Origin of the sequence: Solibacillus sp. FSL R7-0682, from assembly GCF_038005985.1 — a bacterium.
GTDB lineage: Bacteria > Bacillota > Bacilli > Bacillales_A > Planococcaceae > Solibacillus.
Window position 1 is genome coordinate 364,820 of sequence record NZ_JBBOUI010000001.1, and the last position, 20,001, is coordinate 384,820.

A 20,001-nucleotide genomic window follows, 5' to 3' on the forward strand; every position below is an offset into this window, starting at 1 on the left:
TGTATAGAAGTAGTTTAATTGGAAGCAGACGTTTTTAAAAACGGACTTTAGGGAAAATAAAAGGAAGGGAATAGTGACTTGTGAATTGCGAAAATTATGTAAAGAAATATTACATCCAAAGAAAAAGGTGCTACGTACTTCGAATTATTTCGAGATAGTGTATACTATGACTAATTATGTTTTGGAAGAAGGGAACTAGTATGAAGGAAAAGTATGTAGACGATAGTTTGGCTTTGCATACAGATTTATATCAAATTAATATGGCGGAAAGTTATTGGGCTGACGGGATTCACAACCGTAAAGCGGTCTTTGAGCTGTACTTTAGAAAGTTACCATTCGGCAACGGCTATGCAGTTTTTGCCGGTTTACAACGCATGCTAGATTATTTAAAAAACTTCAAGTTTAGTGAAACAGATATCGCCTATTTAAGTGAAGAGCTTCATTATCAGGAAGACTTTATTGAGTATTTAAAAGGGATTCGTTTTACTGGAACAATGTATTCGATGATTGAGGGGGAACTTGTTTTTGCAAATGAGCCAATCGTTCGAATTGAGGCACCTTTAGTAGAAGCACAGCTAATTGAGACTGCATTACTGAATATCGTGAACTATCAAACATTAATTGCAACTAAGGCGAGTCGTATTAAGCAAGTTATTCAAAATGAAGTTGGTATGGAGTTTGGTACTCGTCGTGCACAAGAGATGGATGCTGCTATTTGGGGAGCGCGTGCAGCCATTATAGGTGGTTTCGAATCCACGTCTAACGTACGAGCTGGAAAAATGTTTGATATTCCAGTATCGGGAACACATGCCCATGCATTAGTGCAAGCTTATAAAAATGACTATGATGCTTTTCGTTCCTATGCAAAGCGACACAAAAACTGTGTATTTTTAGTCGATACGTATAATACTTTGAAATCTGGCGTGCCTACAGCAATAAGAGTGGCGAAGGAGCTTGGAGATAAAATTAATTTCATCGGCATTCGCTTGGATAGTGGTGATATTGCCTTTCTTTCAAAGGAAGCTCGTCGTATGTTAGATGAAGCTGGTTTTCCGAATGCAAAAGTTATCGTATCAAATGACTTAGATGAATACACCATTTTAAATTTAAAAGCACAAGGAGCTCGTGTCGATATGTGGGGAATCGGCACGAAGTTAATTACAGCGTATGATCAGCCTGCATTAGGTGCCGTTTATAAAATGGTTTCGATTGAAAATGAACACGGTGAAATGGAAGACACGATTAAAATTTCTGCCAACGCAGAAAAAGTAACAACACCTGGTCTTAAAAAGGTGTACCGTATTATTAATAAGAAAAACGGTAAATCTGAAGGAGACTATATTACGATGGTGGATGAAAATCCAGCTACTGAGGATCGCATTAAAATGTTCCATCCTGTGCATACGTTCGTTTCGAAATTTGTAACGAATTTCGAGGCGAAGGAGTTACACAAAAAAGTAATTGACCAAGGTAAGGTTGTTTATGAAAGTCCGTCATTAATGGAAATCCGTCAATATGCAAAGGGAAATTTAGATTTACTTTGGGATGAATATAAACGTTCACTAAATCCTGAAGAATACCCAGTAGACTTAAGTCAAAAATGCTGGGACAACAAAATGCGTAATATTCAAGAAGTCCGCAATATGGTATCGGAACTTGAACAATAATAAGGAGTGTTGACAGTGGATACATTGCAACAAGCAATTATTGATGAATTAAAAGTATTACCTACAATTGATGTAGAGCAAGAAATTCGAAAATCGGTAGACTTTTTAAAGGCATATGCCAAGAAACATCCATTTGTAAAAGGCTTTGTATTAGGAATAAGTGGGGGGCAAGATTCCACACTAACAGGTAAATTAGCGCAAATGGCAATTGACGAATTAAATAAAGAATCGGATGAAGCTAATTATTCGTTTTGGGCTGTACGTTTGCCATATGGTGTACAAGCCGATGAAAAAGATTGTCAAGATGCGCTAGATTATATAGGTCCAACAAAAATTTATACAGTGAATATTAAAGAAGCGGTAGATGCAAGTGTATCAGCATTATCAGCTGCAGGCATTGAGCTAAGTGACTTTGCAAAAGGCAATGAAAAGGCACGTGAACGTATGAAGGTACAATTTTCCATTGCCGCAATGAATAGTGGTGTTGTACTAGGAACAGACCATGCAGCTGAAGCAGTTACAGGGTTTTTCACGAAATTTGGTGATGGCGGAGCGGATTTAATGCCGATATTCCGCTTAAATAAGCGTCAAGGGCGTCAAATACTAAAGCATTTAAATTGTCCACCGCATTTATATCAAAAAACTCCAACTGCAGATTTAGAAGAGAATCGACCGTCGCTACCAGATGAAGTGGCACTTGGTTTAACTTATGAGCAAATTGATGATTATTTAGAAGGAAAATCAATTCCTGGAGATGCGCGGACAACGCTTGAAGGTCATTATATTCGTTCGATGCATAAGCGTAATTTACCGATAACAATTTTTGATACGTTTTGGAAATAATGGTGAGATCACGTTACCTGTAAAGGTAGCGTGATTTTTTGTTTTTCGGGAAAATATACCTATACATAGGTTTGGCGATATATGAAAATTGAATGAACAGTTACACATGTCTTAAAGTGAGATTAAATATATTGTGAAATCGTCGATATATATACCTAAGAACACTTAAAGGAGGGGGCGCGATGAGAACATCTAGAGTTACAGGCACCCATAGCAGTGTTTACCGAAATGCGACACGTAAAGTTCTATCAGATACCCACTTTGCTGATGCAATCAATAGTGGGATGCATGATCATTTTAGACAATCACGAGAGCAGCAAAACAAGCGACATACAAAAAAGAATAGCCACATCCCGAAACCAAAAAAGTTAGTCCAAAATAAAGCAAGGCTTATAGTGAAGGGAATGCAGTTTAACTCAAACTCGGTTAAGACACTAAATCAATTAATACATTGCTCCACACGTGCCAATGCAATGAATAAATTACAACGACGTATTACTACCTATCGTACATCCATTTAAAAACACCTGACTATAAGTATTAGTCGGGTGATTTTATTTTTTTAGAGTAGCGCCCTGTATATTTTTCAAAATTTTGGAATGTAAACAGTTGTACTAAAAAATTCTTTTCGTTATGCTTTGATTATGAAGTTTTTGTGACCTATAAAAATATTAAAGTATCAGTAGATATATCACAGGGGGACATAATATGAATGAACAAATCGAAAAAGTTATCAGAAATATCGAAAAAGTAATGATCGGGAAAAGAGAAATTGCTGAGTTGAGCATAGTGTCGTTACTTGCAGGTGGACATGTTTTGTTAGAAGATGTCCCAGGAGTAGGTAAAACAATGATGGTACGCGCATTATCCAAATCTTTAGGTGCATCCTTTAAACGAATTCAATTTACACCAGACTTACTTCCTTCAGATGTAATTGGTGTATCTGTATATAATCCTAAAACGTTACAATTTGAGTTCCGTCCAGGACCGATTGTTGGAAATATCGTGCTTGCTGATGAGATTAACCGTACATCTCCTAAAACACAAGCAGCACTGCTTGAAAGTATGGAGGAAGGTTCGATTACTGTAGACGGGGAAACGATTAAGCTACCAAAGCCATTCCTCGTTATGGCAACACAAAACCCAATCGAATATGAAGGAACGTATCCATTACCAGAAGCGCAATTGGACCGCTTCTTATTGAAAATAAAAATGGGTTATCCAACAAAGGAAGAGGAAATTGAAGTGTTACGTCGTGCAGAAAAGACGACACCAATTGAACAAATTGAAGCTGTATTAACAATTGAGGACTTAATAGAATTACAGCAACAAGTAAAAGAAATTCATGTAGAGGATAATATTAAAGAATACATCGTATCATTAGCCCAAAATACACGTTTTCATCCGAAAATCTATTTAGGTGTAAGTCCACGTGCTTCCATCGCCTTAATGCGTGCTTCCCAAGCCTATGCCTTCATGAAAGGAAGAAGCTATGTATTGCCAGATGATGTCCAATATTTAGCGAAATTCGTTTTTGGTCACCGGATCATTTTGAAGCCTGAAGCACGCTATGAAAATGTGAAAGAAGAACAAGTAATCGAAAGTGTATTGCGTTACGTACACGTTCCTGTGAAAAGGTATGTTGCGGAATGAAACGTTTAAAGCAATTTTTTCACCATGGAGGACGACTTGTAATAGTCATCTTGCTACTCCTCGTTACGTATTGCTATGCGATGTTCCAGGGGGGCTTTGTTAGCTGGTTTGTATTTTTTACGATTTTACCATTTTCAATTTATTCGATTTTACTAGCGCTCGTACCGATCCGGATGGCAGAAATTTCGAGGACATTCTCAAAGGGACGATTAGAACGTGGAGATGATGTTCTCGTTACCGTTAAATTTCGCAATAAAAGCTGGTTTCCAATTATTTTTATGACGGTTAATGAAATGCCGATGAAGGATGGTTTTTACGAAGCGTTAAATGGCAATGCGAATAAATTATTTTTAGTTGGCTGGAAGCGTGAATTCGAATGGTCTTATGAATTAAAGGAACTAAAGCGCGGAGAGCACCATTTTAAAGGATTGCAGTTTACATGTGCAGATTTTTTGGGTTGGACGATTCGTCATATCGAGCTGGAAAGTCCGCAAATGTTTTTAGTTTATCCAAAAGTATTTGATGTAAAAACGATTCCAATGCGTATGCAATATGACCAAGGGGCGGCAATGTTGCAGTATTCTTTAATTAAAGATACAACGATGGCAACAGGAGTAAGAGAATATGTGCCTGGAGATCGATTTTCTTGGGTGCATTGGAAGTCCTTTGCAAAAAATGGGGAGCTTCGTACAAAAGAGTTTGAAGATAAGCAGTCGCAAAATACATTTATATTAATCGATCGATCCATTCAGAAAAATTTTGAACAGGTAGTCGATTTTGCAGCTTCCTATATTCAAAAAATGATTAAGGAACGTGGAGAAGTGTCCTTTTTAAGTGTTGGGATAGATCGCTATTTTGCACCAGTTATTAAAACGGATAGTCAATTTGAGAAGGTAATGCAACATTTAGTGCTGATGCAGCCAGATGCACAATTTGCTGTAGACCGTTTACTTTATCAAGAACAAAAAACAATGAACCGCTCAGTCATTGTGATTATAACAGGTGAGCTAATGCCAGATTTAATTGAAGTACTCAATTCTGATGGAAGATTTGCAAATAAGGTGCAATGCTTTGTAGTCAATGAAAACGTGGAGCAAGTTAAGCTTATGGGGAAAAATCAAGTGCATTATGTGACCAATGATTGGTTGAAAACGAACTATTCGGAGGTGAAGTATTAATGAAAAAAAGTACTTCCGAAATTATTGAACAGTTAATTTTTTATGCAGTTATTTTTTTGATCTTACGTGAGTGGCTCATCCCGATAATGATGCTGACGGATACTGGCTATTTGTCGCTATTTTTAATGTTTATTGCGCTTTGTCTATTGCTAGGTGTATTTAAATTGCGAGTTTATTTTTCTTGGCCAATTAAAATTGTGTATATAACATGGTTTACTATGTTTGTATACAATGACGGAACCTTAACTACAATGCAGTTTTTATCTAATGAACTGAACTACAATCTAAACGTGTTGCTTGCGGGGGATTGGATTTTAGTAAGCGATCCATTTAGGACAAGCCTATTCTTTTTATTAATTTGGATGCTAATCTATTTAATTCAGCACTGGGTAACAGTTCGTCTAACAATTTACTATTTTTTAGTACTAACAGTATTTTTTATTGCAACACTTGATACATTTACGGGGTATGACGGCACGATGGCGATTATTAAAGTTATGATTTTGGGCCTTGTTATGACGTCGGTCCTCTTTATTAAACGTTTAATGCAGGCAACGAATATGCAAAAAGATTGGCGGAGCTATTTTACGTATGCCATGCCAATAGTTGTTCTAGTAATGGTAGTCGGTATTGTTGCGGTCCTATTACCAAAGGCTGAACCACAATGGCCGGACCCAGTCCCTTATTTAAAGGGGGTCGCTGGTGTTGGTGATTCTAATTCATCGGTCGCTACAGTTGGCTATGGGAATAATGATGAAAATCTAGGAGGCCCTTTTGCTGGCGACAATACAGTGGTGTTTGAAGTTAAAACGCCAATTCGTCAATATTGGCGTGTCGAAACGAAGGATTATTACACATCAAAAGGATGGATTCAGTCAGAAAACACAAATGCAACAGAAATTTTGCCTGTTTACAATGATGTCCCCCTTTCAATTGCACCGGGGTCGGGAGAAGAGCAAACCGTTGAAGTTCGTTCATTAGAGAACCACCCGTTTTTATTGCAAGCTTATGGAACGACGAACTATCAACTAAATAGTCCAGAAAGCGAAATCAAGTTTAATAAAAGTAGTGAAAAAATGAGTGTGTTCATTAATGGTGAGGATGTAATGCAAGAAGCCTATGCGCTTACATTTAAAGAGCCTAAGCATAGTTTTACTACGTTAAAAACAATGACGACTTCCTATCAAAATGATCCACGTTATTTGCAATTACCAGATAAATTACCACAGCGTGTAATTGATTTAGCACATGAGATTACCGAATCGCATGATAGTGTCTATGATAAAGCGAGAGCAATTGAGGACTATTTTAAGCGAAGTGGTTTTGCATACGAGACGCAAAATGTAGCTAAACCGGATGCAGATGAGGATTACGTCGATCAGTTTTTATTTGAAACGAAATTAGGATATTGTGATAACTTCTCTACATCGATGGCTGTACTGTTAAGGGCAGTCGGCATTCAAGCGCGATGGGTAAAGGGTTTTGCAAGTGGAGAGCGTATTACAAGCTCTAATGGGATTCATACGTATGAGGTGAAAAATAATGATGCCCATTCTTGGGTAGAAGCGTATATTGATGGTATTGGCTGGGTCCCATTTGAGCCGACAATTGGCTTTAGTAATCCAGTGAATATTGATTACGATATGGATCTTCAAAATGATGAAGAAGAGGTAATACCTAACGCTGAGGATGCGGAAACACCAGAAGTAGAGAAGCCAGAAGTACAAAAGAATACAGCGACTGGTTCGGGTGTAGCCTTCAATTTTTCACAATATAAATGGGTTTTATATGCTATAGCAATCGTTCTTTTAATCGCTATTTTTGCTCTATGGAAGTTACGCGGCAAATGGCAACCGAAGTTAGCGATTCAAAGGAATCGTTCAAAATTAAAGGATGCGTCAACATTCGAAGACAGCTATTTTGTGTTATTAAAGCAATTAGAACGAATTGATTTAAAACGTAGGCAGGATGAAACGCTGAAGCAATATGCCAAACGAGTTGATGACCGACTTGAAACGACAAAAATGAGTGAGTTGACAGCTGTTTATGAAGAAGTGATTTATGCTGGCGTTTCCAATAATTTTAACACGAATGAAGTGAAAGAAATTTGGGAATATTTAATCAATCGCACTAGCAGTTGATTTTAAGCATAGTAAAGAGTAAAATTTAGAAAAATAAATAGTAATGTGCCTTCATATAAGTCTGGTAATATGGTCCAGATGTTTCTACTAAGTTACCTTAAATAACTTATCTATGATGGTGGGTTTCGTATTCTCTTAATGGGATACGTGTATCCACTTATAGAAGATGTCATATGAACGCGTAGAAAGCTTTTTTTCTTACGCGTTTTTTCTTAAATATAGGCCGCATGAAATAACTAGAAGAGGTGGAAATTGTGTCAACTCCTTTATTAAAAGAGCAAGAAAAGATCGTCGTTCTTGACTTCGGAAGTCAGTTCAACCAATTAATTACGCGTCGTATTCGTGAATTTGGTGTGTTCTCTGAATTACACCCACATACAATTACTGCAGAAGAAGTGAAAGAGATGAACGCAGTAGGTATCGTCTTCTCAGGCGGGCCAAACTCTGTATACGATGAATCTGCATTCAAAGTAGACCCAGCAATTTTTGAATTAGGTTTACCGATCTTAGGTATTTGCTATGGTATGCAATTAATGGCATTTACACAAGGTGGTAAAGTTGAGGGTGCTGAAACACGTGAATACGGTAAAGCTGATATCAACATTACAAAAGACAACAAATTATTCGGTGATTTACCAAAAGAGCAAATTGTATGGATGAGCCATGGTGACCACGTAACAGAAGTACCAGCAGGCTTTGAAGTAATTGCAACGAGCCCAGCATGCCCAATCGCAGCTATGGCAAACGCTGAAAAGAAATTATATGCAGTTCAATTCCACCCAGAAGTACGTCATTCTATTTACGGAAATGACTTACTGAAAAACTTCGTATTCGACGTATGTGGTGCTAAAGGCGACTGGTCAATGGCTAACTTCATCGAATTAGAAATTGCTAAAATCCGAGAGCAAGTTGGGGACAAGCAAGTTCTATGTGCATTATCAGGCGGTGTTGATTCATCCGTAGTAGCAGTATTAATCCACAAAGCTATCGGTGATCAATTAACTTGTATGTTCGTAGACCACAACTTAAACCGTAAAGGTGAAGTAGAGCAAGTAATGAAAACTTTCACAGAAGACTTCGATATGAAACTAATTAAAATCGATGCACGTGAGCGTTTCATGAACAAGCTTAAAGGTGTTTCTGATCCAGAACAAAAACGTAAAATTATCGGTAACGAATTCATTTACGTATTTGATGAAGAATCAGCAAAATTAGAAAACATGGACTTCCTTGCACAAGGTACGCTTTACACAGACATCATTGAATCTGGTACAGCTACTGCCCAAACAATTAAGTCTCACCATAACGTTGGTGGCCTTCCAGAAGACATGAAATTTGAACTTATTGAGCCACTAAATACATTATTTAAAGACGAAGTACGTGCTTTAGGTTTAGAGTTGGGTCTTCCAGAAGCAGTAGTATGGCGTCAACCATTCCCAGGTCCTGGATTAGGTATTCGTGTGCTTGGTGAAGTAACAGAAGAAAAATTAGAAATCGTACGTGAAGCTGATTTCATCCTACGTGAGGAAATCAAAAATGCTGGTCTTGAGCGTGATATTTGGCAATACTTCTGCGTACTTCCAGACATCCGTTCTGTAGGTGTTATGGGCGATGGCCGTACGTACGACTACGCAATCGGTATCCGCGGCGTAACATCAATCGACGGCATGACATCAGACTGGGCACGTATTCCTTATGACGTATTAGAAAAAATCTCAGTACGTATTGTTAATGAAGTAAACGGCATTAACCGCGTGCTGTATGACATCACATCGAAGCCACCAGCAACGATTGAGTGGGAGTAAACATCAACCAAATTTCGAGGAGCTATCGCACCGGAGAAATTTTTCGCGAAAGCGAAGTTGATGTTTGCGGCGAAAGCGAAGCGCCAGCCGCACAAAAAAACCAAATTTCGAGGAGCTACCGCACCGGAGAAATTTTTCGCGAAAGCGAAGTTGATGTTTGCGGCGAAAGCGAAGCGCCAGCCGCATAACTTCCGAATTAAAAATATACAACTTAGAAAAAGCTTGGAGAGCCTTGTATTATAAGGGTTCTACCGAGCTTTTTTAGCACTCTAACCAGCTTGGAAAACACATGCACCTTCATTTTAATTTTTTTAATAAAGCTGAGTTTTGTGTTGTCCACAGTTGTAATTTCTGATTTACTATTATACAAAATAGATTAATGTGAGGGGAAATTTTTTGGAGATTCGAGTAGATGATTTAACGGGAGAAAAAATTACGGCATTAATTCATCAACACCTTTCAGGGATGCACGATATCACTCCAGCTGAAAGTGTGCATGCGTTGCCATTAGAAAAATTAAAGCAACCTGATATTACATTTTGGAGTGTATGGGACCAAGATGATTTAATGGGGTGTGGTGCTTTAAAGGAATTAAATCCAACCCATGGTGAAATTAAGTCTATGCGCACGGCATCAGCCCATTTGCGAAAAGGGGTTGCGGGTAAATTAATTGAACATCTTTTGCTAGAGGCGAGGTTACGGGGATATACACGCGTAAGTTTAGAAACCGGTACTTCTGAAGAATTTGTGGCTGCTCAAAGACTATATGAAAAGTATGGATTTACCTATTGTGATCCTTTTGCTGATTACAAGCTTGATCCGAATAGTATGTTTATGAAGCTGGATCTATAAAAAATGCAAAAGAGGGAGTAATGATAGGGAATTTCCCTCACATTATTCCTTTTCCGCTTGCTGTGTTTCGTTTATTTAAAGGATGATAAGTAATTTTGAAATAAATGACTAAAATTAAAATTTTATAATAATTAAGGGATACTTTTCCAAGTATTAAAACAGATAATTTGTAAATTATTGATAAAAAATGTGAATAAATAAAGAAAAATTACTACTGTGGTACGGAATTTAGGGTATTTAGATTTACAGTTTTTCGATAATATAGTACCATTGTGTTGATAAAATCGAAGGTTTAGTAGTTAGAGTTGGATGGAATTTACATATACCAATAGTTGTGAATAAGGGATTCTTCTTGTTAGAAACATAGAATGTACTTAGGAACCATGTATTGGAAGCTAAATAAATGAAAGAAGGAAAGTTTGCCATTTTATGTTTAGTAGAAGCAAATACTATTTAGTATCTGTACTATTCTTAAATCTTAATTAGTAAAAAAGTCATTTGGAGGTTATCATGTATAATTTTAAAATTGATTCATCTAAAAATGTGGTTATTGCAACAGCACAAGGATTCTTTACAGAGTCTGATGCAGCAATATACCTTGCTGATTATCAAAAAAAAGTAAAAACTATTTCTCCAACAACCTATACATTAATCGTAGATGCACGTGAGCAAAAAATGGTAGGGGCAAATGTTGAAGAAGACATGCAAAAGGCTGTTAACTTTTATTTATCAGCTGGCTTCAAAAAAGTGTTTATAACAGAATTACAGTCTTCAACAGCAATGAGTCAAGTTAGACGTATACAAGGTTTAGATCGTGTAACTTTTGTTAAAACACCAGAAGAAGCTTTAGGGTTACTATCTCATTAGTAATCTTCCTTCTATATAAGTAGGTAGGGAATACATAATGTATTTACTACCTACTTTTTTTGTGGCAAGTCTTATGTGCAACTAGAGAATCATTGAACAGCATATTGTTTAGAGTGGCGAAGTTTTATAGAATGGAAGAAAATGATATTGAAGAGGGGTAAAGTCGTGTGGCGTAATCAAAATGTCTGGATAGTCCTCAGTGGGGAGTTTATTGTAGGGCTTGGACTTTGGGCAGGTATTATCGGAAATTTAGCTTTTATGACTGAATTTGTACCATCAGATTTTTATAAATCAGTGATTTTAGCAATTGGTATGCTAGCGGGAGTTGTCATAGCGCCGTTAGCTGGAAAAATAATTGATGCCAATAGTAAAAAGAAAGTATTACTAGCATCATCTATTGTTCGAGTGTTTACAGTATTGATTATGTTTGCGGCAATTGCTTTAGATTCAGTTCTATTAATGGTTATTTTTTTAATTGCACTTCAAATTGCAGCAACATTTTTTATGCCTGCAATACAATCAATCATTCCTAAAATTGTAGACAAAAAGGATTTACTTTCATTAAATGGTTGGCATATGAATGCACGTACACTTTCGCGAATTGTTGGCGCAGCTGCGGCAGGTTTATTCGTGGCGTATGTTGACTTAATTTGGCTGTATGTCATTTCTTTCGTAATGTATATTGCGATGTTTTTCATATTGATGGGCTTAAAGATTGATGAGGATGAGCCTTCTATAAATGAGGAAAAGAAGGAAAATGGAAGCTTTAAAGAAGTATTGCCTGTACTAAAAAGATATCCAGTTGTACTCGTAACATTAGTATTAATGGTTGTACCAATATTGTTTTTAGCCTCCTTTAACTTAGTCATTATGAAAATTTCTCAAATGCATAATTCTACTAGTATTTCAGGGCTTCTTTATACGGTTGAAGGTGTCGGATTCATGTTAGGTGCGGTCGCAGTAAAATATTTAGGTATTCGCTTTAAAACAGGAACGATGTTATTTACAATTGCGCTATCAATTGGCGTAATGCAATCATTACTTTATTTTTCAACTATTGAAATTATGAGTGTTATTATATTTGCAGTGTTTGGTTTTACAGTCGGTTGTTTTTTCCCGACAACTATGACGATTTTCCAAAAGCAAGTGCCAGCAGAATTTCACGGACGTTTTTTTGCGTTTAGAAATATGATCGACCAAACATTATTCCAAGTTGTCCTCTTGTCAACTGGAGCGTTGCTAGATTGGTTCGGTCTGCCGATTACAGGCTTAGTTTTTGGATTGTTTAGCTTAGTGTTAACAGTATTTTTCATGATGTACTTAAAAATAAAAAAATACACCTTAGCGTTTGAATAATAGATTTGAAAGCAGTTGGACATGTTCAGACTGCTTTTTTGTTGCATCAATAGTATATTTTGGAGTGAAAATTATGTCTGTAACATTTTCTATAAAATCCGCTTGGTACACTATATTACGAGTGAATCCTCTAAGTTTACGAATGAATTTCCAACTTTTTACGAACTATGATATAAAAAAATAAAAAAATGTTCGGAAATAGGGTTGAATATTTATAGGCAAAATGATATATTACAAACATAAATTAAATAAGTCGTCGTATAATGTCGGGAATAAGGCCCGTGAGTTTCTACCGAATCACCGTAAATGATTCGACTACGATTTTTAAATAGGTTTCAATAACCGGTAATTGGGATATTGTACTTATTTTCCTTAAAATCGTAGACATGCAGCGTTTCGCTTTGCGTGTCTTTTTGTTTTTAAGGGTAGGTGCACTCAAATGTTGTAAGACGACAACACGGAGGAATATTTCAACATGAAAAAGTATTTCGAGTTTGATAAACTTGGAACAAACTATCGCCGAGAAATTCTTGGTGGATTCACTACATTCTTAGCAATGGCATATATCTTAGTAGTTAACCCATTAACGTTAACACTTGCCGATATACCAGATTTACCAGACGCAATTCGTATGGATTATGGTGCAGTATTCGTAGCGACAGCCTTATCAGCAGCAGTTGGATCATTTATAATGGGCTTTTTGGCCAAGTATCCTCTAGCGTTAGCACCAGGTCTTGGTTTAAATGCATTCTTTGCTTATACAGTAGTATTAACAAATGGTAGCCCATGGCAACATGCTTTAGCGGCAGTATTTGTATCAGGTGTTTTCTTCTTAATCTTAACGCTAACTGGTTTACGTGAAAAACTAATTAACGCCATTCCAATGGAGCTTAAATTAGCGGTTGGTGCAGGTATCGGTTTATTCATAGCGTTTATCGGTTTAAAAAATGCAGGAATTGTAGTTGCAAACCCTGCAACATTTGTAGGTATTGGTAATTTAACAGATCCACAAGTATTATTGGCAATCTTTGGTATCGTAATTACTGTTATTTTCCTTGTACGTGGTATGAAAGCCGGTGTATTCATCGGGATGGCAATTACAGCTGTAGTCGGTATGATTTTTAGTTTAGTTGATTTACCAACTGGTGTTGTTGCAATGCCGCCATCACTAGAGCCAACATTTGGTTCGTTATTCTCAGCATTTGGCGATGCAGAGTTCTATACATTATCAATGTTATCTGTTATTTTGACATTCTTATTCGTAGACTTTTTCGATAACGCAGGTACTTTAATGGCAGTAGCCAACCAAGCAGGTTTTGTGAAAGACAATAAATTACCGCGTGCAGGTAAAGCGTTAATTTCTGACTCGATCGCAACAATTGCAGGTTCTATTTTCGGTACATCAACTGTTACTTCATTCGTTGAGTCTTCATCAGGTGTAGCGGCAGGTGCCCGTTCAGGTTTCGCTGCAATTGTAACGGGTGTATTATTCTTATTATCTTTATTCTTCTTACCACTTTTAAGTGTAGTAACTTCAGCCGTAACAGCTCCAGCATTAATCGTTGTAGGTGTATTAATGGTTGCTTCATTAGGTAAAATTGAATGGGAAAAATTCGAAGTTGCTGTTCCAGCATTCTTCACAATGTTAATGATGCCTTTAACATTCTCAATTGCAACAGGTGTTGCTATCGGTTTTGTATTCTATCCATTAACTATGATCGTTAAAGGACGTGGTAAAGAAGTTCACCCAATTATGTATGTATTCGGTGTAATTTTCTTACTGTACCTTGCTACAGCAGCACACTAAAAACGAATTAAAACTACTTAAGCTTATTTTGGCTTAAGTAGTTTTTTTATGTGGGAAAATATCTAGATTTGTTGAAATAGAGAATTTAAATTAGAAAATCATAGTCAGCCAATAAACATGTAAACAAAAGATTGCTCCATAGAGCAGCAGCAAACCACTTAAAATCGAAAAAAATATTTGTTGGAATCTTTTATTACTACGATTGTAAACAGCAACCGAAAGACAGATTAATAAAATTGAAAGGATAATTTTAACTAATATAAAAAGAGAAGGGCTCATATGCCATAAACTATTCATAACCGGATTAAGTTCTTCAATTTGCCGTTGTTTAAGACCGTAATTCGTCGCAACGCCATCAAAGACGTTTAATAAGGCGATAATAAAGCTAAAGCTAATAATTTTTCTATTACTTTTCAAACCATCACCTACAAATATTATTCGTTTTAGATTGTGTACCCAGCTAGTACTGGCTGTTTTATATAAAGATATATTTAAATTATGTAATTAAAGTGAATGTGATAGTTAGACAAATGATATGTAATGAGTGAAATAAAAGTAATGTATTTTTATTATTTTTAAAGTGACAAGTAAAATAACTTTACCTTATATATAATAGGAAGAAACTCGATCTATTATACGTATATAAAATCAGAAAATTTTTATTTTAAATAAAAGGTTGCATAATAGATCTTGATGGGTGTATATTAGTAAACGTTGAAGCGCAACAAACGCTTAACATAAACGAAACAAAATAAAATATTATAAAAAGTGTTGACAGCAAAAAGTCAACATGTTAATATTTTAAGAGTCGCTAACACGACAACAACATGAACCTTGAAAACTGAACAAGCAACGTTAATGATAACAAGCTTCTTAAATGAAGCAAAAATGATTTCAACTTAATTGTTGAATCGCTAGCAAAGCAAATGAGCTTTCAAACTACTTTTATGGAGAGTTTGATCCTGGCTCAGGACGAACGCTGGCGGCGTGCCTAATACATGCAAGTCGAGCGAATTGATTTGGAGCTTGCTCCAATGATGTTAGCGGCGGACGGGTGAGTAACACGTGGGTAACCTGCCTTATAGATTGGGATAACTTCGGGAAACCGGAGCTAATACCGAATAATACTTTTTGACACATGTCAGTTAGTTGAAAGACGGTTTCGGCTGTCACTATAAGATGGACCCGCGGCGCATTAGCTAGTTGGTGAGGTAACGGCTCACCAAGGCAACGATGCGTAGCCGACCTGAGAGGGTGATCGGCCACACTGGGACTGAGACACGGCCCAGACTCCTACGGGAGGCAGCAGTAGGGAATCTTCCACAATGGGCGAAAGCCTGATGGAGCAACGCCGCGTGAGTGAAGAAGGATTTCGGTTCGTAAAACTCTGTTGCAAGGGAAGAACAAGTAGCGTAGTAACTGGCGCTACCTTGACGGTACCTTGTTAGAAAGCCACGGCTAACTACGTGCCAGCAGCCGCGGTAATACGTAGGTGGCAAGCGTTGTCCGGAATTATTGGGCGTAAAGCGCGCGCAGGTGGTTCCTTAAGTCTGATGTGAAAGCCCACGGCTCAACCGTGGAGGGTCATTGGAAACTGGGGAACTTGAGTGCAGAAGAGGAAAGTGGAATTCCAAGTGTAGCGGTGAAATGCGTAGAGATTTGGAGGAACACCAGTGGCGAAGGCGACTTTCTGGTCTGTAACTGACACTGAGGCGCGAAAGCGTGGGGAGCAAACAGGATTAGATACCCTGGTAGTCCACGCCGTAAACGATGAGTGCTAAGTGTTGGGGGGTTTCCGCCCCTCAGTGCTGCAGCTAACGCATTAAGCACTCCGCCTGGGGAGTACGGTCGCAAGACTGAAACTCAAAGGAATTGACGGGGGCCCGCACAAGCGGTGGAGCATGTGGTTTAATTCGAAGCAACGCGAAGAACCTTACCAGGTCTTGACATCCCGGTGACCACTATGGAGACATAGTTTCCCCTTCGGGGGCAACGGTGACAGGTGGTGCATGGTTGTCGTCAGCTCGTGTCGTGAGATGTTGGGTTAAGTCCCGCAACGAGCGCAACCCTTATTCTTAGTTGCCATCATTCAGTTGGGCACTCTAAGGAGACTGCCGGTGATAAACCGGAGGAAGGTGGGGATGACGTCAAATCATCATGCCCCTTATGACCTGGGCTACACACGTGCTACAATGGACGGTACAAACGGTTGCCAACCCGCGAGGGGGAGCTAATCCGATAAAACCGTTCTCAGTTCGGATTGTAGGCTGCAACTCGCCTACATGAAGCCGGAATCGCTAGTAATCGCGGATCAGCATGCCGCGGTGAATACGTTCCCGGGCCTTGTACACACCGCCCGTCACACCACGAGAGTTTGTAACACCCGAAGTCGGTGAGGTAACCTTTTGGAGCCAGCCGCCGAAGGTGGGATAGATGATTGGGGTGAAGTCGTAACAAGGTAGCCGTATCGGAAGGTGCGGCTGGATCACCTCCTTTCTAAGGATTTTTCGGAATCATTCCCTTGGGGAATGAAACATTAACGTTTGCTGTTCAGTTTTGAAGGTTCATTCTTAAATGAATGGAATACTTCAAATTACTGCTTTATTTAATTGAATCCAAACTGTACTTGCTCCTGTCGCTAGCGCTTTCGTCGCAAAGCTGCATGTAGTAAATTCAGGGAAGGTATTCACGAAGTGAATGAAGTCAGTAGCTTTGTTCTTTGAAAACTGGATAAAACGACATTGAAAGCAATAAATCAAATTTCTATTTTATAGATATTGAACAAGTCAAGTAACATTGACGTGTAACTCAAATCTTAAAGCGAATGCTTTAAGTGTTAACTTTTGGTTAAGTTAATAAGGGCGCACGGTGGATGCCTTGGCACTAGGAGTCGATGAAGGACGGCACTAACACCGATATGCCTCGGGGAGCTGTAAGTAAGCTTTGATCCGGGGATTTCCGAATGGGGGAACCCACTATCTTTAATCGGATAGTATCTACACGTGAATACATAGCGTGATGAGGACAGACGCAGGGAACTGAAACATCTAAGTACCTGCAGGAACAGAAAGAAAATTCGATTCCCTGAGTAGCGGCGAGCGAAACGGGAAGAGCCCAAACCAAAGAGCTTGCTCTTTGGGGTTGTAGGACACTCTATACGGAGTTACAAAAGAATGATTTAGATGAAGCGACTTGGAAAGGTCCGCGAAACAAGGTAAAAGCCCTGTAGTCAAAAAGTCATTCCCTCTTGAGTGTATCCTGAGTACGGCGGAACACGTGAAATTCCGTCGGAATCCGGGAGGACCATCTCCCAAGGCTAAATACTACCTAGTGACCGATAGTGAACCAGTACCGTGAGGGAAAGGTGAAAAGCACCCCGGGAGGGGAGTGAAATAGATCCTGAAACCGTGTGCCTACAAGTAGTTAGAGCCCGTTAATGGGTGATAGCGTGCCTTTTGTAGAATGAACCGGCGAGTTACGATTACGTGCGAGGTTAAGTTGAGAAGACGGAGCCGCAGCGAAAGCGAGTCTGAATAGGGCGAATTAGTACGTGGTCGTAGACCCGAAACCAGGTGATCTACCCATGTCCAGGGTGAAGGTGAGGTAACACTTACTGGAGGCCCGAACCCACGCACGTTGAAAAGTGCGGGGATGAGGTGTGGGTAGCGGAGAAATTCCAATCGAACCTGGAGATAGCTGGTTCTCTCCGAAATAGCTTTAGGGCTAGCCTCGTGATTGAGAATACCGGAGGTAGAGCACTGTTTGGACTAGGGGGGCATCTCGCTTTACCGAATTCAGACAAACTCCGAATGCCGGATATTTATACACGGGAGTCAGACTGCGAGTGATAAGATCCGTAGTCAAAAGGGAAACAGCCCAGACCACCAGCTAAGGTCCCAAAGTAATCGTTAAGTGGAAAAGGATGTGGCGTTGCTTAGACAACCAGGATGTTGGCTTAGAAGCAGCCATCATTTAAAGAGTGCGTAATAGCTCACTGGTCGAGTGACGCTGCGCCGAAAATGTATCGGGGCTAAACGATTCACCGAAGCTGTGGATGCATACCGTTGGTATGCGTGGTAGGAGAGCGTTCTAAGTGCGTTGAAGTCAGACCGGAAGGACTGGTGGAGCGCTTAGAAGTGAGAATGCCGGTATGAGTAGCGAAAGACGGGTGAGAATCCCGTCCACCGTATGACTAAGGTTTCCTGAGGAAGGCTCGTCCGCTCAGGGTTAGTCGGGACCTAAGCCGAGGCCGATAGGCGTAGGCGATGGACAACAGGTTGATATTCCTGTACCACCTCCTCACCGTTTGAGAAATGGGGGGACGCAGTAGGATAGGGTAAGCAGAGCGTTGGTTGTCTCTGTTCAAGCAGTAAGGCGTGTGTGTAGGCAAATCCGCACACTATAACGTTGAGCTGTGATGACGAGCTCGTATGAGCGAAGTTCCTGATTTCACACTGCCAAGAAAAGCCTCTATCGAGGTGAGAGGTGCCCGTACCGCAAACCGACACAGGTAGTCGAGGAGAGAATCCTAAGGTGTGCGAGAGAACTCTCGTTAAGGAACTCGGCAAAATGACCCCGTAACTTCGGGAGAAGGGGTGCTCTTGAGCGTGCAAGCGCATGAGAGCCGCAGTGAATAGGCCCAGGCGACTGTTTAGCAAAAACACAGGTCTCTGCAAAACCGTAAGGTGACGTATAGGGGCTGACGCCTGCCCGGTGCTGGAAGGTTAAGAGGAGTGGTTAGCGCAAGCGAAGCTGCGAATTGAAGCCCCAGTAAACGGCGGCCGTAACTATAACGGTCCTAAGGTAGCGAAATTCCTTGTCGGGTAAGTTCCGACCCGCACGAAAGGCGTAACGATCTGGGCACTGTCTCAACGAGAGACTCGGTGAAATTATAGTACCTGTGAAGATGCAGGTTACCCGCGACAGGACGGAAAGACCCCGTGGAGCTTTACTGTAGCCTGATATTGAATTTTGGTACAACTTGTACAGGATAGGTAGGAGCCAGAGATCTCGGAGCGCCAGCTTCGAAGGAGGCGTCGGTGGGATACTACCCTGGTTGTATTGAACTTCTAACCCATGCCCCTTAGCGGGGTAGGAGACAGTGTCAGGCGGACAGTTTGACTGGGGCGGTCGCCTCCTAAAAGGTAACGGAGGCGCCCAAAGGTTCCCTCAGAATGGTTGGAAATCATTCGAAGAGTGTAAAGGCATAAGGGAGCTTGACTGCGAGACCTACAAGTCGAGCAGGGTCGAAAGACGGGCTTAGTGATCCGGTGGTTCCGCATGGAAGGGCCATCGCTCAACGGATAAAAGCTACCCCGGGGATAACAGGCTTATCTCCCCCAAGAGTCCACATCGACGGGGAGGTTTGGCACCTCGATGTCGGCTCATCGCATCCTGGGGCTGTAGTCGGTCCCAAGGGTTGGGCTGTTCGCCCATTAAAGCGGTACGCGAGCTGGGTTCAGAACGTCGTGAGACAGTTCGGTCCCTATCCGTCGTGGGCGTAGGAAATTTGAGAGGAGCTGTCCTTAGTACGAGAGGACCGGGATGGACACACCGCTGGTGTACCAGTTGTCTTGCCAAAGGCATCGCTGGGTAGCTATGTGTGGACGGGATAAGTGCTGAAAGCATCTAAGCATGAAGCCCCCCTCAAGATGAGATTTCCCATTACGCAAGTAAGTAAGACCCCTGAAAGACGATCAGGTAGATAGGTTCGAGGTGGAAGTGCGGTGACGTATGGAGCTGACGAATACTAATCGGTCGAGGACTTAACCACATTTTATTGCATAATTCAATGAAACGTTTATCCAGTTTTGAAAGAACAAACTTTCATAG

General features: G+C 39.9%; 12 protein-coding genes, 2 rRNA genes and 2 riboswitches. Of the genes, 13 read left to right on the plus strand and 1 reads right to left on the minus strand.

The features are described from left to right. Positions 1-200: 200 nt before the first annotated feature. From MKZ17_RS01885 to MKZ17_RS01935, 11 genes are all read left to right on the plus strand, one after another. Positions 201-1,667 (plus strand): nicotinate phosphoribosyltransferase, encoded by a 1,467-nt coding sequence (locus MKZ17_RS01885; protein ID WP_340722122.1) that lies wholly within the window; start codon positions 201-203, stop codon positions 1,665-1,667. 15 nt (positions 1,668-1,682) lie between these two features. Next, positions 1,683-2,510, plus strand: a complete 828-nt coding sequence (nadE, locus tag MKZ17_RS01890) for an ammonia-dependent NAD(+) synthetase (protein ID WP_340722123.1) — start codon at positions 1,683-1,685, stop codon at positions 2,508-2,510. A gap of 182 nt (positions 2,511-2,692) precedes the next feature. After that, positions 2,693-3,031: a hypothetical protein gene (locus MKZ17_RS01895; RefSeq protein WP_340722124.1), complete on the plus strand. Its 339-nt coding sequence runs from the start codon at positions 2,693-2,695 to the stop codon at positions 3,029-3,031. A gap of 187 nt (positions 3,032-3,218) precedes the next feature. Continuing rightward, complete coding sequence (locus tag MKZ17_RS01900) at positions 3,219-4,163, plus strand: AAA family ATPase (protein WP_340722125.1); 945 nt, start codon at positions 3,219-3,221, stop codon at positions 4,161-4,163. Further along, positions 4,160-5,341, plus strand: coding sequence for a DUF58 domain-containing protein (locus MKZ17_RS01905; protein WP_340722126.1), 1,182 nt, complete (start codon positions 4,160-4,162; stop codon positions 5,339-5,341). The genes MKZ17_RS01900 and MKZ17_RS01905 overlap by 4 nt, the downstream gene beginning before the upstream one ends. Continuing rightward, positions 5,341-7,482, plus strand: coding sequence for a DUF4129 domain-containing transglutaminase family protein (locus tag MKZ17_RS01910; protein WP_340722127.1), 2,142 nt, complete (start codon positions 5,341-5,343; stop codon positions 7,480-7,482). The genes MKZ17_RS01905 and MKZ17_RS01910 overlap by 1 nt, the downstream gene beginning before the upstream one ends. Before the next feature lie 31 nt (positions 7,483-7,513). After that, positions 7,514-7,615: riboswitch (purine riboswitch) on the plus strand. A 118-nt stretch (positions 7,616-7,733) separates the two neighbouring features. Beyond that, on the plus strand, positions 7,734-9,287 hold the full coding sequence (gene guaA, locus MKZ17_RS01915; protein ID WP_340725485.1) for a glutamine-hydrolyzing GMP synthase: 1,554 nt from the start codon (positions 7,734-7,736) through the stop codon (positions 9,285-9,287). Positions 9,288-9,683: 396 nt separating this feature from the next. Then, positions 9,684-10,139, plus strand: coding sequence for a GNAT family N-acetyltransferase (locus tag MKZ17_RS01920; protein ID WP_340722128.1), 456 nt, complete (start codon positions 9,684-9,686; stop codon positions 10,137-10,139). A 510-nt stretch (positions 10,140-10,649) separates the two neighbouring features. Then, positions 10,650-11,006 carry a hypothetical protein gene (locus MKZ17_RS01925; protein ID WP_340722129.1) on the plus strand — a complete coding sequence of 119 codons (357 nt, stop codon included), beginning with the start codon at positions 10,650-10,652 and terminating at the stop codon, positions 11,004-11,006. A gap of 165 nt (positions 11,007-11,171) precedes the next feature. Then, positions 11,172-12,362: an MFS transporter gene (locus MKZ17_RS01930; protein ID WP_340722130.1), complete on the plus strand. Its 1,191-nt coding sequence runs from the start codon at positions 11,172-11,174 to the stop codon at positions 12,360-12,362. Between the two features lie 236 nt (positions 12,363-12,598). Next, a riboswitch (purine riboswitch) is annotated at positions 12,599-12,700 on the plus strand. 137 nt (positions 12,701-12,837) lie between these two features. Beyond that, the gene (locus MKZ17_RS01935) at positions 12,838-14,169 is read left to right on the plus strand and encodes an NCS2 family permease (protein ID WP_340722131.1); all 1,332 of its coding nucleotides are present in this window, start codon (positions 12,838-12,840) and stop codon (positions 14,167-14,169) included. 90 nt (positions 14,170-14,259) lie between these two features. On the opposite strand, the gene MKZ17_RS01940 is transcribed toward MKZ17_RS01935, so the two are convergent. After that, positions 14,260-14,586: a DUF5658 family protein gene (locus tag MKZ17_RS01940; protein WP_340722132.1), complete on the minus strand. Its 327-nt coding sequence runs from the start codon at positions 14,584-14,586 to the stop codon at positions 14,260-14,262. A 527-nt stretch (positions 14,587-15,113) separates the two neighbouring features. Here MKZ17_RS01940 and MKZ17_RS01945 point away from each other — a divergent pair. Then, positions 15,114-16,665, plus strand: a 16S ribosomal RNA gene (locus tag MKZ17_RS01945). A gap of 349 nt (positions 16,666-17,014) precedes the next feature. Continuing rightward, positions 17,015-19,942, plus strand: a 23S ribosomal RNA gene (locus tag MKZ17_RS01950). Together the 16S and 23S rRNA genes form the textbook arrangement of a ribosomal RNA operon. The last annotated feature ends 59 nt before the right edge of the window (positions 19,943-20,001 follow it).

Excerpts from the sequence above, each read along its gene's own strand:
- MKZ17_RS01885 (WP_340722122.1), top strand. The coding sequence starts at position 201 with ATGAAGGAAAAGTATGTAGACGATAGTTTGGCTTTGCATACAGATTTA.
- MKZ17_RS01895 (WP_340722124.1), top strand. The coding sequence starts at position 2,693 with ATGAGAACATCTAGAGTTACAGGCACCCATAGCAGTGTTTACCGAAAT.
- MKZ17_RS01900 (WP_340722125.1), top strand. The coding sequence starts at position 3,219 with ATGAATGAACAAATCGAAAAAGTTATCAGAAATATCGAAAAAGTAATG.
- MKZ17_RS01905 (WP_340722126.1), top strand. The coding sequence starts at position 4,160 with ATGAAACGTTTAAAGCAATTTTTTCACCATGGAGGACGACTTGTAATA.
- MKZ17_RS01910 (WP_340722127.1), top strand. The coding sequence starts at position 5,341 with ATGAAAAAAAGTACTTCCGAAATTATTGAACAGTTAATTTTTTATGCA.
- MKZ17_RS01925 (WP_340722129.1), top strand. The coding sequence starts at position 10,650 with ATGTATAATTTTAAAATTGATTCATCTAAAAATGTGGTTATTGCAACA.
- MKZ17_RS01935 (WP_340722131.1), top strand. The coding sequence starts at position 12,838 with ATGAAAAAGTATTTCGAGTTTGATAAACTTGGAACAAACTATCGCCGA.